This is a genomic window from Lysobacter silvisoli (genome assembly GCF_003382365.1).
Classification (GTDB): domain Bacteria; phylum Pseudomonadota; class Gammaproteobacteria; order Xanthomonadales; family Xanthomonadaceae; genus Lysobacter; species Lysobacter silvisoli.
On sequence record NZ_QTSU01000003.1, the window covers coordinates 608,179 to 623,154 of the forward strand.

The 14,976-nt window shown below is 70.1% G+C and carries 12 protein-coding genes and 1 pseudogene; 7 read left to right on the plus strand and 6 right to left on the minus strand.

Features of this window, described 5'->3' with window-relative positions:
* Positions 1–76 precede the first annotated feature (76 nt).
* The gene (radC, locus tag DX914_RS17680) at positions 77–751 is read right to left on the minus strand and encodes a RadC family protein (protein ID WP_115861288.1); all 675 of its coding nucleotides are present in this window, start codon (positions 749–751) and stop codon (positions 77–79) included.
* A gap of 145 nt (positions 752–896) precedes the next feature.
* Here radC and coaBC point away from each other — a divergent pair.
* The 3 genes and pseudogenes from coaBC (at position 897) to DX914_RS17695 (ending at position 4,903) form a co-directional block, all read left to right on the plus strand.
* Positions 897–2,116: pseudogene (gene coaBC / locus DX914_RS17685) on the plus strand (bifunctional phosphopantothenoylcysteine decarboxylase/phosphopantothenate--cysteine ligase CoaBC).
* Complete coding sequence (dut, locus tag DX914_RS17690; RefSeq protein ID WP_115861185.1) at positions 2,113–2,571, plus strand: dUTP diphosphatase; 459 nt, start codon at positions 2,113–2,115, stop codon at positions 2,569–2,571. The pseudogene coaBC and the gene dut overlap by 4 nt, the downstream one beginning before the upstream one ends.
* Before the next feature lie 16 nt (positions 2,572–2,587).
* On the plus strand, positions 2,588–4,903 hold the full coding sequence (locus tag DX914_RS17695) for a phosphomannomutase/phosphoglucomutase (protein WP_115861187.1): 2,316 nt from the start codon (positions 2,588–2,590) through the stop codon (positions 4,901–4,903).
* A 662-nt stretch (positions 4,904–5,565) separates the two neighbouring features.
* On the opposite strand, the gene DX914_RS17700 is transcribed toward DX914_RS17695, so the two are convergent.
* From DX914_RS17700 to DX914_RS17710, 3 genes are all read right to left on the minus strand, one after another.
* Entirely contained in the window at positions 5,566–6,222 is a 657-nt protein-coding gene (locus tag DX914_RS17700) for a hypothetical protein (RefSeq protein ID WP_115861189.1), read from the minus strand.
* A 153-nt stretch (positions 6,223–6,375) separates the two neighbouring features.
* The gene (gene pyrE, locus DX914_RS17705; protein ID WP_115861191.1) at positions 6,376–7,050 is read right to left on the minus strand and encodes an orotate phosphoribosyltransferase; all 675 of its coding nucleotides are present in this window, start codon (positions 7,048–7,050) and stop codon (positions 6,376–6,378) included.
* 7 nt (positions 7,051–7,057) lie between these two features.
* Positions 7,058–7,579 (minus strand): GNAT family N-acetyltransferase, encoded by a 522-nt coding sequence (locus DX914_RS17710; RefSeq protein ID WP_115861193.1) that lies wholly within the window; start codon positions 7,577–7,579, stop codon positions 7,058–7,060.
* 69 nt (positions 7,580–7,648) lie between these two features.
* On the opposite strand from DX914_RS17710, the gene DX914_RS17715 reads away from it, so the two are divergent.
* The 3 genes from DX914_RS17715 to DX914_RS20780 all read left to right on the plus strand — a co-directional run bounded on the left by DX914_RS17715 (position 7,649) and on the right by DX914_RS20780 (position 10,453).
* On the plus strand, positions 7,649–8,422 hold the full coding sequence (locus DX914_RS17715) for an exodeoxyribonuclease III (protein ID WP_115861195.1): 774 nt from the start codon (positions 7,649–7,651) through the stop codon (positions 8,420–8,422).
* Complete coding sequence (locus tag DX914_RS17720) at positions 8,412–10,025, plus strand: AmpG family muropeptide MFS transporter (RefSeq protein ID WP_196778951.1); 1,614 nt, start codon at positions 8,412–8,414, stop codon at positions 10,023–10,025. The genes DX914_RS17715 and DX914_RS17720 overlap by 11 nt, the downstream gene beginning before the upstream one ends.
* A gap of 74 nt (positions 10,026–10,099) precedes the next feature.
* The gene (locus DX914_RS20780; protein ID WP_231118316.1) at positions 10,100–10,453 is read left to right on the plus strand and encodes a hypothetical protein; all 354 of its coding nucleotides are present in this window, start codon (positions 10,100–10,102) and stop codon (positions 10,451–10,453) included.
* Positions 10,454–10,525: 72 nt separating this feature from the next.
* Here DX914_RS20780 and DX914_RS17730 read toward each other — a convergent pair whose 3' ends face one another.
* Together DX914_RS17730 and DX914_RS17735 are read right to left on the minus strand one after the other, a co-directional pair.
* The gene (locus DX914_RS17730) at positions 10,526–11,668 is read right to left on the minus strand and encodes an anhydro-N-acetylmuramic acid kinase (RefSeq protein WP_115861197.1); all 1,143 of its coding nucleotides are present in this window, start codon (positions 11,666–11,668) and stop codon (positions 10,526–10,528) included.
* 1 nt (position 11,669) lies between these two features.
* A complete protein-coding gene (locus tag DX914_RS17735) occupies positions 11,670–13,106 on the minus strand; it encodes a M23 family metallopeptidase (RefSeq protein ID WP_115861199.1) in 1,437 nt (478 codons plus the stop codon).
* Positions 13,107–13,301: 195 nt separating this feature from the next.
* Between DX914_RS17735 and tyrS the strand changes: the two genes are divergently transcribed.
* The gene (gene tyrS, locus DX914_RS17740; protein ID WP_115861201.1) at positions 13,302–14,561 is read left to right on the plus strand and encodes a tyrosine--tRNA ligase; all 1,260 of its coding nucleotides are present in this window, start codon (positions 13,302–13,304) and stop codon (positions 14,559–14,561) included.
* Positions 14,562–14,976 lie beyond the last annotated feature (415 nt).

The window sequence follows — 14,976 nt, forward strand, 5'->3', positions numbered from 1 at the left end:
TGAACGGGGTGATGCGGACCGGCCATTGTACGCGAGCGCGGCCCCCGCAGCGGGGCCGCTCCGCGCCGCCGCAGCCTCAAAACAGGCCGCGCGCGGCCATCGACACCGGCGGGCCGTCGCCGATCACGAAGTGGTCGATCAGGCGCACGTCCACCAGGTCCAAGGCCCGGCGCAGGCGCACCGTCACCGACTGGTCGGCGGTGCTGGGCTCGGGATTGCCGCTGGGGTGGTTGTGGCCGACGATCACCGCCACCGCGTTGTGGTGCAGCGCGCGCCGCACCAGCTCGCGCGGGTGCACCTCGGCGCCGTCGACGGTGCCGCGGAACAGTTCCTCGAACGCCAGGGCGCGGTGGGCGGCATCCAGGAACAGGGCGGCGAAGATCTCGTGCGGCTGCCCGCGCAGGCGCTGGGCGAAGTAGCGGCCGGCCGCCGGCGGGTCGGCGATGGCCTCGCCGCGCTCCAGCTGTGCCGACAGGTGCCGGCTGGCCAGTTCCAGCGCGGCCGCCAGCCTGCAGGCGCGCGCCGGACCCAGGCCGGGCAGGTCGCGCAGCTGCGCCGGCGGCCGTTCCAGCAGCGCGCGCAGCGGGCCGTGCGTGCTCAGCAGGCTGCGCGCGGTGGCGACCGCGTCGTGCCCGCGCAGGCCCGAGCCGATGAAGATCGCCAGCAGCTCGGCGTCGGAGAGGGCGCCGGCGCCGCGCGCCAGCAGTTTTTCGCGCGGCCGTTCCGCGCTGGGCCAGTCGTGTATACGCATGGCACCAGCCTGCGCCGGCGGCCGCGCCGCCTGCATCGGGGGCTGCGGAGGCATCGGGTAAGCTAGGGCCCCGCTGCGGGGTAGGGAATTTCCGAACGGAGGTCCCGGCGCCGCGCGCCCCACCGTGCAGGATCCGAAGCTGAACATGGCCCCAGACGCGCCCTCACCCCTGCAAGGCCAGCACGTGCTGCTTTGCGTCTGCGGCGGCATCGCCGCCTACAAGGCGGCCGAACTGGTCCGCCGCCTGCGCGACGCCGGCGCCGAGGTGCGCGTGGCGATGACCGAGAACGCCACCCGCTTCGTCGGCACCGCCACCTTCCAGGCCCTGTCGGGGCACACCGTGCGCACTTCGCTGTGGGACGCCGACGCCGAGGCCGCGATGGGCCACATCCAGCTCGCGCGCTGGGCCCAGCGCATCGTGATCGCGCCGGCCACCGCCGACATGATCGCCAAGCTCGCCCACGGCTTCGCCGACGACCTGATCGCCACGCTGTGCCTGGCCAGCGACGCGCCGGTGACCCTGGCCCCGGCGATGAACCACCGCATGTGGGCGCACCCGGCCACCCAGGCCAACGTGGCCGTGCTGCGCGAACGCGGCGTGCGCCTGCTGGGGCCGATGGACGGGCCCATGGCCGAGCCCGAATCCGGCCCCGGCCGGCTGATGGAGCCCGACGACATCGTCGCCGCGCTGGCGCAGGTGCCGGCATGAGCGCTGCCGATCTGCAGGGCCTGCGCCTGCTGGTGAGCGCGGGCCCGACCTATGAAGACATCGACCCGGTGCGTTTCATCGGCAACCGCAGCAGCGGCAAGATGGGCTTCGCCATCGCCGAGGCCGCCGCGCGCCGCGGCGCGCAGGTGCAGCTGGTCGCCGGCCCGGTGTCGCTGCCCACGCCCGCCGGCGTGCAGCGCCGCGACGTGCGCTCGGCCGCGCAGATGCGCGAGGCGGTGCTGGCCGGTCTGCCCGCCGACGCCTACATCGGCGCGGCCGCGGTGGCCGACTACACCCCGGTGCAGGTGGCGCCGGGCAAGATCAAGAAGAGCGAGGCGCACTTCGCTTTGGAACTGGTGCGCACGCCCGACATCCTGGCCGAAGTCGCGGTCAGCGTGCAGCGCCCGCGCCTGGTGGTGGGCTTCGCCGCCGAAACCAACGACGTGGAGCACTACGCGCGCGGCAAGCTGGAAAAGAAGAAGCTGGACCTGATCGCCGCCAACCGCGTCGGCCAGCCCGGCAGCGGTTTCGAGAGCGACGACAACGCGCTCACCGTGTATTGGGCCGACGGCGAACGCGCGCTGGGCCCGGCCCCGAAGACGCAGCTCGCCGACGAGTTGCTGGACCTGATCGCACAGCGGCTGCGCAACGCATGAACCACACCCTGGAACTGAAGATCCTCGACTCGCGCTTCGGCCAGGAATGGCCGCTGCCGCAATACGCCACGGCCGCCAGCGCCGGCCTGGACCTGCGCGCGGCGCTGGATCAGTCGCTGGTGCTGCACCCCGGCGACACCGCGCTGGTGCCCTCGGGCCTGGCCATCCACCTCGGCGATCCCGGACTGTGCGCGGTGATCCTGCCCAGATCGGGACTGGGTCACAAAAACGGCATCGTGCTGGGCAACGGCACCGGCCTGATCGACGCAGACTACCAAGGCCCCTTGCTGATCAGCGTGTGGAATCGCGGCCGCGAGGCTTTTACGATGCAGCCGGGGGATCGCATCGCGCAGTTGGTCGTGTTGCCTATCGTGCGCGCGACGCTGCAGGTGGTGGACGAATTCGAAACCAGCGCGCGCGGGGCCGGCGGCTTCGGCCACACCGGCGTGCGCTGAGCATAAGGACGGAACGATGGTGGATTTGAAGATAGAGCGGCCGAAGCTGTCGGCCGACCAACTCAAGCCCTTGCGCCCGGTCGCGATCGCGGTGCTGGCGCTGTTGGCGGCGTGGTTCGCCTGGAGCGGCTGGCAGCAGCAGCGCGACAACGCGCGCCGCGGCGGCATCGAGCGCGCGCGCGACGCCGCGGTGGAAGCCGCCAAGGGCGGCCTGGCCGCCGAACTCAAGCGCCTGGACGAGCGCCTGGCCTCGGCGCCGGTGCAGACCGCGCTGGGCGCGGCCGACCTGGCCGGCGCGGCGCGCGAGCTGAGCAAGGACTGGCCCGGCGCCAGCGACGCGGCGGTGCTCGCACCCGACCTGGCCAGCGAATATGCGGCTCTGCCCAAGGGCGGTTACGGCCGCCTGGCGGCGATGGAAGCGGCGATCGCCAACGACAAGGCCGTGGCCTGGGTCGCGCGCGACGGCGCCCAGCCCTCGCTGGCGCTGGCCGCGCCGGCGCGCGTGGGCAAGCAGACCGTGGGCGTGGCGTTCCTGCGCCTGCCGCTGCAGCGCGTGAGCCAGGGCGTGGAAGGCGCAGCGGTATCCGGCGACAGCTACCTGGCCCTGCGCCAGGGCGGCTACAGCGTGGTCGAGCGCGGCGATGCCACCTTGTCCAACGGCGCCGAAGCGTTGGCGGCGAAGATTCCCGACAGCGACCTGCGCGTGGCCGCGGCCGTGCCCGACGTGGCCGGCGGCCCGCTGGGCCTGGGCGCGATCGGTTGCTTCGGCGTGGCCGCGGTCATGGCCCTGCTGGCCCTGCTGGCCTGGCGCGCGCCCAAGCTGCGCCGCGGCGCGGCGGTGGCGACCGAAGAAGAAGGGCCGTCGCAGACCCTGTCCGAAGCGCTGCAGCAGCAGCCGGCGCCCGAGCCGGTGGAACTGCCGGTGGACGTCAAGTCGCCGCTGCCGGCCAAGGCCGTGGCGATCGACCGCAGCATCTTCCGCGCCTACGACGTGCGCGGCGTGGTCGGCCAGACCCTGGACGCCGGCGTGGCCGAACTGATCGGTCAGGCGGTGGGTTCGCTGATGCACGAGCAGGGCCTGACCGACATCGTGGTCGGCCGCGACGGCCGCCTGTCCGGCCCGGCCATGGTCGAAGGCCTGATCGCCGGCCTGCGCAAGGCCGGCCGCAACGTCATCGACATCGGCATGGCGCCCACGCCGGTGATCTATTTCGGCGCCTACCACCTGCGCGCGGGCTCCTGCGTGTCGGTCACCGGCAGCCACAACCCGCCGGACTACAACGGCTTCAAGATCGTGGTCGGCGGCACCACCCTGTCGGGCGACGCCATCACCGACCTGTACGCGCGCATCGCCGACGACCGCCTGCACCTGGGCGACCTGGGCTCGCTGCAGGAGCGCGACATCGGCGAGGACTACGTGCAGCGCATCGCCTCGGACGTGCAGATCGACCGCCCGCTCAAGGTGGTGGTGGACGCGGGCAACGGCGTGGCCGGCGACATCGGCCCGCGCGTGCTCAGCGCGATCGGCGCCGAAGTCACGCCGCTGTACTGCGACATCGACGGCCACTTCCCCAACCACCACCCGGACCCGAGCGAGCCGCACAACCTCGCCGACCTGATCAAGATGGTGCAGCGCCTGGACGCCGACCTGGGCGTGGCCTTCGACGGCGACGGCGACCGCCTGGGCGTGGTCACCCGCGACGGCCACAACATCTTCCCCGACCGCCTGCTGATGCTGTTCGCCGCCGACGTGCTGGAACGCAACCCCGGCGCGATGATCATCTACGACGTGAAGTGCACCGGCCGCCTGCCTGGCCACATCCTGCGCCACGGCGGCAGCCCGCTGATGTGGAAGACCGGGCATTCGCTGATCAAGGCCAAGATGCGCGAGACCGACGCCGAACTGGCCGGCGAGATGAGCGGCCACTTCTTCTTCAAGGAGCGCTGGTTCGGTTTCGACGACGGCATCTACGCCGCCGCCCGCCTGCTGGAAATCCTGGCCGGCCGCCCGCAGACGCCCAGCGAAACCCTGGACGCGCTGCCCGACGGCGTGGCCACGGCCGAGATCAAGGTCGAAGCGCCCGAAGGCGACCCGCACAGCTTCGTCGAGCGCTTCCGCGCCCAGGCCCAGTTCGAGGGCGCGCGCCTGTCCACCATCGACGGCCTGCGCGTGGACTACGCCGACGGCTGGGGCCTGGTGCGCGCGTCCAACACCACGCCGATCCTGGTGCTGCGCTTCGACGCGGATTCGCGCGACGCGATGGGCCGCATCCAGGCGGTGTTCCGCCAGCAGCTGCTGGCGGTGGACCCGGATCTCAACTTGCCGTTCTGAAATCCGCCGTTTGAAGCGACGCCGGCCTGGCCTGGGATGCGACGCGAGTTTGCGGGCCCGCGTGCCCTCACCCCAACCCGCACCCCGGCCCGCCCGCATAGCGGTCGGGCGTTCAGTGCAGCGCGAGCCAATGGCTCGCAAGCGCTGCCCTTCACCCCGTAAGCGGGAGAGGGGCTAAAAGCGACAGCGTCGGATCAGTCCCCTCTCCCGTTTACGGGAGAGGGCTAGGGTGAGGGGGTGAGCGCAAAGCGCGAATGCTCTTGACCCTCGCTCGGGCCCCGAACTCGCAGCCGCAAATGAAGACCCGGAGGGCGGCGCACAGGATGTGCGCCGTTTTTCGCTGGCACAGGGATGTGCCATCGAAAAATCCCCGCGCCCACTCCGCTCTCGCACGGGAGCTCTGGCGAAGCGTTTTTCTTTGGTTACTTTCTTTTGACGCTTATCAAAAGAAAGTGACCCGGCCGCTTGCGGACGGAAGCTGTTGCTGTTGCTCCTAAGCAAGAGCAACAACAAAGGCAAATCCCCCTCAATCCCCCTTTTCCAAAGGGGGAAGAAAGCAAAGGGGAAGTGGGGGAGGCGCAGGGCGCACGGCCCGTACGGGCCTGCGCCAACAAAAAGGCCGGCATTCGCCGGCCTCCTGCGTACTGGAACCAGCGTGCCGCTCACCCGCCCGCGTTCCGCGCCGCCTCCGCCGCCTTCATCGCGTTGTAGCGCTCCAGCGCCGCGGCCAGGTCTTCGTCGATGGCCGCGCGTTCGATTTTCTGCTGGGCCAGGATGTTCTGCTGGCGCAGCAGTTCGGCGTGCTGGTTGCGGATGTTGTCGGACAGCCCGCTGCCCACGGGCTTGCCGTTGAGTTCGTTTTCGCCGGCCTTGCGCAGCAGGCTGATCAGGCTCTGGCGGCGGCCTTCCACGCCCAGCTGCGAGGCCTTGACGGTTTCATCCAGCACCGCGATGCGTTCCTGGAACGCGCGGCGCAGGTCGGACTCGGTGGCGTAGGACTGGGCCATGGCGATGTCGCGGCGCGCCTTGGCCTCGGCGGCCATCGCCGCCAGGCGGTCGGTCTCGGCCTGGGTCGCGGCGGCGGCGCGCTCCTCGGCGGTCAGCGCGCGGTCGACCCGGGCGGTGGCCATGCCGCTCTTGGCGCTGAATTCGGTGCGCGCGCTGTTCACGGCGCTGGCGGGCAGGGCGTCGCCGCAGACCTTGCGGCCGTTTTCCTGCCAGCAGTACAGCTTCTTCTTGGCCGTGTCCTGGGCCGGCGCGGCGCCGGCCACCAGCGCCATCAGCGCGGCGCCGGTGAGGATGGTGAGGGTCTGGTTCATCTCGGCTCCCTGCCTGTGCATGGCCAGGCGTCTCTGGGCAAAGCGTATCTGAGCAAAACCCACGCAAGAGTCGCGCCATCCCAGCCCCCGGCGCGTGCAACCGGCGTCACGATTCCGACAACGCGGCCGCAGGGCCGCGCCCGGCCATCGCGCTCAGTCTTGCGCCTGGCTGCCGTAGCGCGCGCGGTAGTCGAGCAAACGCGAGCGCTGCGCGGCCCATTCGGGGTCGTCCGTGGCCGCCGCGCCGGTGTAGTCGAGCAGGTCGGCCAGGGTCGCCACCGCGATCACCGGCAGGCCCTGTTCGATTGCGACAGTTTCTGCCGCCGAGCGTCGGGTAGTGGCCGGGTCCACCGCCTCCTGGCGGTCCAGCGCGATCACGATGCCGACCGCGCGGCCGCCGGCGCCGGCGATGATGGCCAGCGCCTCGCGGATCGCGGTGCCGGCGGTGATCACGTCGTCCACGATCAGCACCCGGCGGCCGTCCAGCGGCGCGCCGATCAGGCTGCCGCCTTCGCCGTGGGTCTTGGCTTCCTTGCGGTTGAACGCCAGCGGCAGGTCGCGGCCGCGGCGCGCGTATTCGCAGGCCAGGGCGCTGGCCAGCGGGATGCCCTTGTAGGCCGGCCCGAACAGCAGGTCGAAGTCCAGGCCGTGGGCGTCGATGGCGTCGGCGTAGCAGCCGGCCAGCTCGGCCAGGGCCGCGCCGGAGTCGAAGCGGCCGGCGTTGAAGAAGTAGGGGCTGCTGCGGCCGGACTTCAGGGTGAAGTCGCCGAAGCGCAGGGCGTCGGCGCGCAGGGCCAGTTGCAGGAAGCGGGAGCGGTGGTCGGTCATGGGGGGCTCAGTCGGTGGAGGGCGGCTGCAGCCGGCGCAGCATCAGGTGCTGCGGGCCGGCCTGGCCGCCCAGGTAGAGTTCGCCGGTGTCGGCGAAGCCCGAGCGCCGATAGGCGGCGATCGCGGCGTGATTGCGGCAGTTCACCGTCAGCGCCAGCAGTCGCAGCTGCGGGTGGCGGCGTTGCAGGTCTTCGGCGCAGGCGTCCATCGCGGCCGCGCCGTAGCCGCGGCCCTGCTCGCGGCGGTCGATGACCACCGCGCGCAGGCCCACGCTGGGCTCGTCGAAGGCGCGCCCGCCCACCGCTTCGGCACGGAAGTCCAGGCGGTAGAAGCCGATCACCCGCTCGCCGGCCAGCACCGCCATCGCCTCGCTGTGCGGGTCGCGGCGGGTGTCGTCCAGGTTGAAGGCGGTGTCGCCCACGTACTGGATCTGCTCGGGCGCCACTTCCAGCGCGCGCACCGCGGCGGCCAGCGCGTCGTCGACGGGGACGACGCGGACGGCGGCGGGCGCGGCAGGGTCGGTGGGCATGCCGCCATGATACGGCCACCGGCGCCCGGGCCATTGCTATGATCGCCCGCACCACGCCCCGGAGTGCGCATGCGCATCATCAGCTTCAACGCCAATGGCCTGCGCTCGGCGGCCAGCAAAGGCTTCTTCGACTGGTTCCGCACCCAGAACGCCGACGTGCTGTGCGTGCAGGAAACCAAGGCCCAGGAGCACCAGCTCGCCGGCCCCGAATTCCTGCCCGAGGGCTACCGCGCCTACTTCCGCGACGCCATCACCAAGAAGGGCTACAGCGGCGTGGCCATCTACACCAAGCGCGAGCCCGACGAGGTGCGCACGGCCATGGGCTGGGCGCCGTTCGACGACGAGGGCCGCTACATCGAGGCGCGCTACGGCGACCTCAGCGTGGTCTCGTTCTACATCCCCTCCGGTTCCTCCGGCGAGCTGCGCCAGGGCTTCAAGTTCGAGGTCATGGACTGGCTCAAGCCCAAGCTCGACGAGTGGCTGCGCAGCGGCCGCCAGTACGTGCTGTGCGGCGACTGGAACATCGTGCGCAGCCGCCTGGACATCAAGAACTGGGCCAGCAACCAGAAGAACTCCGGCTGCCTGCCGCCCGAGCGCGACTGGCTCAACGGCCTGTGCGCCGACGAAGGCGGCTGGGTCGACGCCTACCGTTCGCTCAAGGCCGAGGGCCAGGACTACACCTGGTGGAGCAACCGCGGCGGCGCGCGCGGCAACGACGTGGGTTGGCGCATCGACTACCAGATCGTGACCCCGAACCTGCGCGATCGCTTGCGCGCCTGCGCGATCCAGAAGGAGCCACGCTACTCCGACCACGCGCCTTTCATCGTCGACTATGAGCTCTGAGGCCGCGGCCAAGCCCAAGACCGGCTGGCGGCTGGTCCTGAGCAGCCTGCGCCAGCCCAAGGTGCTGGTGATGCTGATGCTGGGCTTCAGCTCCGGCATCCCGATCTACCTGGTCGGCAACACCCTGGGCTACTGGATGCGCGAGAACGCGATCGAGCTGTCCACGATCGGGTTCCTGTCCTGGGTGGGCCTGGCCTACTCGTTGAAATTCCTGTGGGCGCCGCTGGTCGACAAGACCGACGCGCCGCTGTTCGGCCGCTGGCTGGGGCGCCGGCGCGGCTGGATGCTGCTGACCCAGTTGGTCGCCGCCGCGGCCCTGCTCGGCATGGCCCTGCTGGAACCGCGCCACGGCGGCCTGCACCTGGGCGGCGTGCAGGTGAACCAGCTGCTGGTGTTCGGCGCCATGGCGCTGGTGGTGGCGCTGGCCTCGGCCACCCAGGACATCGTGATCGACGCCTGGCGCATCGAGTCGGCGCAGAGCAACGAGGAACAGGGCCTGCTGACCGCGAGTTCGGCGCTGGGCTACCGCGCCGCGCTGCTGGTCACCGATTCGCTGATCCTGATCCTGGCCGCGCGCGTGGGCTGGGTGGTGTCCTACGAAATCATGGCCGCGTTGTTGGGCGTGGGCATGATCGCGGTGTTCTTCGCCCGCGAGACCCGCGCCGCGAAGGCCGAGCCGGCGGTGGACATCGCCGACGACGGCCAGCCGCTGGGCGTATCCGACGCCATGGTGCTGCGCTGGCTGGCGGCGCTGGTGCTGGGCGTGGCGGCGGTGGTCTACGAGCTGGTCGCGCACAACCTGTGGAATGTCGATTGGAGCCTGCGCGACCTGGTCTTCGCCGTCGGCGTGCCGCTGATGCTGTGGCTGCTGTTGCGGCGCGAGGAAGCAGGCCGGCCGGTGTCCGAAGCGACGTGGTCGCGGCCGCTGGTACGCCCCCTGTTGCGTTTCTTCGACGCGGTGGTCGGCCCGCTGCTGGTGTTCCTGCGCACGCACGGCAAATGGGCGCTGCTGATGCTGCTGGCGATCAGCCTGTACCGCCTGCCCGACTTCGTGCTCGGGCCCATGGCCAATCCGTTCTACGCCGACCTGGGCATGGATAAGGGAGCCGTGGGCGTGGTGCGTGGTTCGATCGGCATGGTGGCGACCATCGTCGGCATCGCCGCGGCCGGCCTGAGCGCGGTGCGCTTCGGTTTCGTGCCCACCCTGCTGCTGGGCGCGGTGCTGGGCCCGGGGTCCAACCTGGCCTTCGCCTACCTGGCCGTGCACGGCAACGACCCGGGCGTGTTCGCCGCGGTCATGGCCATCGACAACTTCAGCAACGGCTTCGCCGGCGTGGCCCTGATCGGCTACATGTCCAGCCTGACCAGCGTGGGCTACACCGCCACCCAATACGCGCTGCTGAGCTCGTTCTATGCCATGCCCGGCAAGTTCCTCAAGGGCCTGTCGGGCGTGGCGGTGGAGCAACTGGAAACCGGCCGCAGCCTGCTCGAGGCCTATTCGCTGTTCTTCATCGGCACCGCCCTGATCGGCATTCCAGCCTTGCTGCTGTGCCTGGTGCTGGTCATGCGCAGGCCGGTGGCCGCGCCTGCGGCGGCCGCCTGAACGCGCGCGACGTCATTCACGATTCGCCGACGTTCATGCACAAATCCCGCGCTTTGCTGAGGTAAAGTGCGGCAATGACCGACATTGTCCTGCACGATATCGACCCGGTACTGGCCGAGCGCATCCGCCGCGTCGCCCAGCTCCGCGGCTGGAGCCTGCAAGACGCGCTGATGCATTTGCTCGAGCACGGCCTGTTCGCCTGCGAGGCGGAAATCGCCGCGCGCTTCAACGACACCGACTCGCAGGCCCTGCAGGCCGCGATCGCGGCGATGGAAGGCATTCCCAGCGACCCCGGCTATTCCCTGATCGGCCGCGCGGCGCGCCCGGTGGACGAGGGCGAATGGGGCTACCAGGGCGACAGCCAGATCGACGCCGATCTGCAGAAGCTCATCGACCAGGTGCCGGCCGGCCGCAACCAGCCGGGCTGAAGCACGGCTACCGGCTCCATCGGTTCGCCTCCGCTCAGTTCCTCCCTTTGAATAAGGAGGGAAGCGCAATGCTCAACCCGGGTAAATCGCCCCCAACACCCGCGGCCCGCGCGCACCCGTCACGCTCGGCAAATTCCCTGGCAATCCTGCCAGGGTCTGCCGCGCCAGCCAGGCGAAGGCCATGGCTTCGACGAAATCCGGGTCCAGGCCGTAGTCCGCGGTGGACTCCACCACCGCCTCGGGCAGCTGCGCGGCGATCGCCTGCAGCAGCCGCGCATTGCGCACGCCGCCGCCGCAGGCCAGCACCCGCCGGGTGCCCGGTTGCTGCGTGCGCAGCGCGTCGGCCACGGTGATCGCGCTGAGCTCCAGCAAGGTCGCCTGCACGTCCTGCGGCCGCTCGCCGCCGGCCAGGCGCTGGCGCACCCAGTCCAGGTGGAACTGCTCGCGGCCGGTGCTCTTGGGCGGCGGCAGCGCGAACCAGGGCTCTTCCAGCAGCCGCGCCAGCAGCTCCGGATCGATCTCGCCCTGGGCCGCGTAGGCGCCGTCGGCATCGTAGGCGCCGCCGCGCTGCAGCTGGTGCCAAGCGTCGAGCAGGCAGTTGGCCGGCCCGGTGTCGAAACCGCGCACCCGGCCCTGGGCCGGCAGCAGGGTGTAGTTGGCGATCCCGCCCAGGTTCAACACCGCGCGGTCTTCGGCGTCCGAATGCAGCAGGGCCGCATGGAAGGCCGGCACCAGCGGCGCGCCATGGCCGCCGGCGGCCACGTCGCGGCGGCGGAAGTCGGCCACGGTGTCGATGCCGCAGCGCTCGGCGATTCGGTGGCCGTCGCCGAGCTGCCAGGTGAAGGGGTGGCGGCCGTCGTACAGCGCGCCTTCGGGCCGGTGGCGCACGGTCTGGCCGTGCGAGCCGATCGCCAGCACCTGCCCGGGCGCCACGGCGGCCTCGTCCAGCAGCGCCAGCGTCGCCTCGGCGAAGGCATCGGCGATCTGCACGTCCAGGGTGCCCAGCTCTTCCAGCGACTGCGCGTCGCCGCCCTGGCCCAGGGCCACCAGGCGGGCGCGGATGGGTCCGTCCCAGGCGTAGGTGCGGCCCAGGACGAGCTCGCAGCCCTTGTCGGCGTCGAAACGCACCAGCGCGGCATCGATGCCGTCGGCGCTGGTGCCGGAGATCAGTCCTACGAACAGCCCCGCGGCGGGGGCCTGCGCGGCTGCCGGCACTTCAGGCCTTGGACTTCTTCTTGGGCGCGAGCGCGCGCGACAGCGGGCTGGGGCCCGGCGCGGCGTCGGCGTAGATCACGTTCTCGACCTGGCGGATGCGCGCCAGCGCCACGCCCGTCTGCGAGCGGAACTGGGCCAGGGCCGCGCCGCTGAGCGGCTCCGGCGGCGGCATGGTCACCGACAGCGGATTGCGGTGCACGCCGTTGATGCGGAATTCGTAATGCAGGTGCGGGCCGGTCGACATGCCGGTGCTGCCGACGTAGCCGATCACCGTGCCCTGGCCGATGCGCTGTCCGGCGCGGATCTTGGCGATGCGCGACATGTGGCCGTACAGGGTGGTGTAGCCGCGGCCGTGGTCCAGCACCACCGCGTTGCCGTAGCCGCCCATCCAGCCGGCGGATTTCACCCGCGCGTCGCCGGCGGCCATGATCGGCGTGCCGGTGCCGGCGGCGTAGTCCACGCCCTTGTGCATGCGCATGCGGCCCAGCACCGGATGGCGGCGCGCGCCAAAGCCCGAGCTCAGGCGCGCATAGGGAATCGGCATGCGGATGAAGCTCTTCTTCAGCGGGCGGCCGTCGCCGGTGAAGTACTCGGCCTTGCCGTCGCGCTGAAAGCGGAAACCGGTGTGCAGCTTGCCGCCGCTGGTGAAGGTGGCCGCCAGCACCGGACCGGTGCGGACCAGCTCGCCTTCGCGCCAGATCTGTTCGACCACCACGCTGAAGCGGTCGTTGGCGCCGACGTCTTCGTTGAAGTCGATGTCGTACTTGAAGATGTCGTCGGTCAGGGTGTTGATGTTGGCCGGGGTCAGGCCGACCTTGCGCGCCGAGCGGAACAGCGAGGAGCCGACCTTGCCGCTGAGCACCACGGTGCGGGTCACGCTGGGGCGCTCGACCACCTTCTGGAAGGCCTTGCCGCCGGCGAAGCTGATCTCGACGCGATGGTCTTCGTCGCGGTCGTAGCGGAAGCTGCGCAGCTCGCCGTTGACCGGCATGTCGAAGCCCAGCTCGGTGCCGGGCTTCATCTTGGTCAGTGCCTGGCGCGCGCCGGGCTGGTCCAGCACCTGCTGCAGGGTCGCGGCCGGGATGTCCATCTTGGCGAACACCGAGCCCAGGGTCTGGCCGCGGTCCACGCGCACCAGCTGCCAGCTGTCGCCGCTGTGGCCCTGCGCGCGCGACAACGGCAGCGGCGGCAGCGCGAGTGCCAGCGACTGGCGCGCGGCGTGCACGGGCTTGGCATTGGACGTGCCGAAGCCCGGCACGATCGCCAGCACCAGCATGCCCATGGTGGCGAACAGGCTCGCCTGCACCCACTGACGGCGCGACCAGCGGCCGTTGAATCCATCGGACAGATGACGCGCCAACACCGGTCGGTGCAGAGCGGCTTCGCGCAGGGCTTTCAGGCGTTCGCGCCGATCCGGACCGGAGACGGGAGCAGTCATCGATGGAATCCCCTGCGCAAAGGTGTGAAGGCCGTGTAGCGGCGTTACCATAGTGTTGCGAGCAACGTGCGTCAAACCCTTGACCTGAATAGGGTTTTTGTCCGCGTCCCAATGCGGTAACTTTTAACCCTCTGTTAACTCCATTCATTGATTCCGGTCGCAGTTCCGGGCCGGGTCCGCCACGCGAGCCTCCCCTTGTCCGCTTCCAGCCCCGCCTCCGTCCAAGACGCCCTAGCCCTGATCCGCCGCGGCGCCGATGAGATCCTCAAGCTCGACGAGCTCGAGGCCCGTCTGAAGCTTGGCCGCCCCCTGCGCATCAAGGCCGGCTTCGACCCCACCGCGCCGGACCTGCACCTGGGCCACACCGTGCTGCTGAACAAGATGCGCCAGTTCCAGGACCTCGGGCACCAGGTGATCTTCCTGATCGGCGACTTCACCGGAATGATCGGCGACCCCACCGGCAAGAACGTCACCCGCAAGCCGCTGACCCGCGAGGACGTGCTGGCCAATGCCCAGACCTACGCCGACCAGGTGTTCAAGGTGCTGGACAAGGACCGCACCGAGGTGCGCTTCAATTCCGAGTGGTTCGGCAAGATGGGCGCGGCCGACATGATCAAGCTCGCGGCCCAGCACACCGTGGCGCGCATGCTCGAACGCGACGATTTCGCCAAGCGCTACGCCGCCCAGCAGCCCATCGCCATCCACGAGTTCCTCTACCCGCTGGTGCAGGGCTACGACTCGGTGGCCCTGGAGTGCGACGTCGAGCTCGGCGGCACCGACCAGAAGTTCAACCTGCTCATGGGCCGCGGCCTGCAGGAGCATCACGGCCAGCCGGCCCAGATCGTGCTGACCATGCCGCTGCTGGAAGGCCTGGACGGCGTGGCCAAGATGTCCAAGTCGCTGGGCAATTACATCGGCATCAACGAGCCGGCCGTGGACATTGTGCGCAAGGCGATGACGATCGATGCGGGGAGCCTGTTGTGGCGCTGGATCGAATTGCTGAGCTTCGATATCGGTCCGGCCGAGGCGCGCGAATTGCAGGCGCAGTACCAGGCGTTGGCCGGCGATCCCAAGCAGAACGACTTCGCCAATGAGGTCAAATTGCGCCTGGCCGAGGAACTGGCGGCGCGCTTCGATGGCGCCGAGGCGGCGCAGCGCGCCGTTTTGGCTTGGAAGAGCGTCTATGCCGCCCGTGGCGCCGGCACCGCGGTGGACCGCGATCTGTTCGAAGCCAAGGAAATTCCGGTCCCGACCGAAGGGTTGCGTGTGGCGGCCTTGTTCTCCGCGGCCGGGCTGACCGCCAGCAACTCCGAGGCAAGTCGCAAGCTCAAGGAGCGCGCGCTGCAGGTCGACAATGAGGTGGTGGATGATCCGCAGCGGCTTTTCATCGCCGGTTTCGACGGCTTGCTTAAGCTCGGCAAGCGCGTGGTGCGCGTGCGCCTGATCGGCAACTGAAGCGTTCGCGAAAAAAGTTTCGCGCGAACGCGATTTCGCTCTTCCCAAACGCGTTGTGCATGTGCACAATGCGCGCCCCGCCAAGGTGCATTCGATGACCGGGCGGGGCGCAGCGAAAGCGGTGTCGGAACTTCAACAAAAACGGTTGACGGCTTCCAACTCTGCTGTAAGATGCGCGGCCCGATCGACGGGACGGCCCAAGGGCCCGAACGGCAGGATCGGGAAGCTTCAAAAAGGTTTCGCAAGGTGTTGACGGACGCGAAATCTGCTGTATAGTGTGCGGCTCCCTCGGGCACTTTGGTGACGGGGCGGAAACGAGGCGCTGAGGCCGGTTTCCCTGATCTTTGACAGTGTGCGCAGGTGACTTGTGCGGGCGTCTGGCCGGTGGCGTTGTCCATCAGCAGACGTTCGTAAC

Bases quoted from the DNA above. Each gene is read 5' to 3' on its own strand.
- radC (WP_115861288.1), bottom strand. From the start codon at position 751: ATGCGTATACACGACTGGCCCAGCGCGGAACGGCCGCGCGAAAAACTG.
- dut (WP_115861185.1), top strand. From the start codon at position 2,113: ATGAACCACACCCTGGAACTGAAGATCCTCGACTCGCGCTTCGGCCAG.
- DX914_RS17695 (WP_115861187.1), top strand. From the start codon at position 2,588: ATGGTGGATTTGAAGATAGAGCGGCCGAAGCTGTCGGCCGACCAACTC.
- DX914_RS17700 (WP_115861189.1), bottom strand. From the start codon at position 6,222: ATGAACCAGACCCTCACCATCCTCACCGGCGCCGCGCTGATGGCGCTG.
- pyrE (WP_115861191.1), bottom strand. From the start codon at position 7,050: ATGACCGACCACCGCTCCCGCTTCCTGCAACTGGCCCTGCGCGCCGAC.
- DX914_RS17710 (WP_115861193.1), bottom strand. From the start codon at position 7,579: ATGCCCACCGACCCTGCCGCGCCCGCCGCCGTCCGCGTCGTCCCCGTC.
- DX914_RS17715 (WP_115861195.1), top strand. From the start codon at position 7,649: ATGCGCATCATCAGCTTCAACGCCAATGGCCTGCGCTCGGCGGCCAGC.
- DX914_RS17720 (WP_196778951.1), top strand. From the start codon at position 8,412: ATGAGCTCTGAGGCCGCGGCCAAGCCCAAGACCGGCTGGCGGCTGGTC.
- DX914_RS20780 (WP_231118316.1), top strand. From the start codon at position 10,100: ATGACCGACATTGTCCTGCACGATATCGACCCGGTACTGGCCGAGCGC.
- DX914_RS17735 (WP_115861199.1), bottom strand. From the start codon at position 13,106: ATGACTGCTCCCGTCTCCGGTCCGGATCGGCGCGAACGCCTGAAAGCC.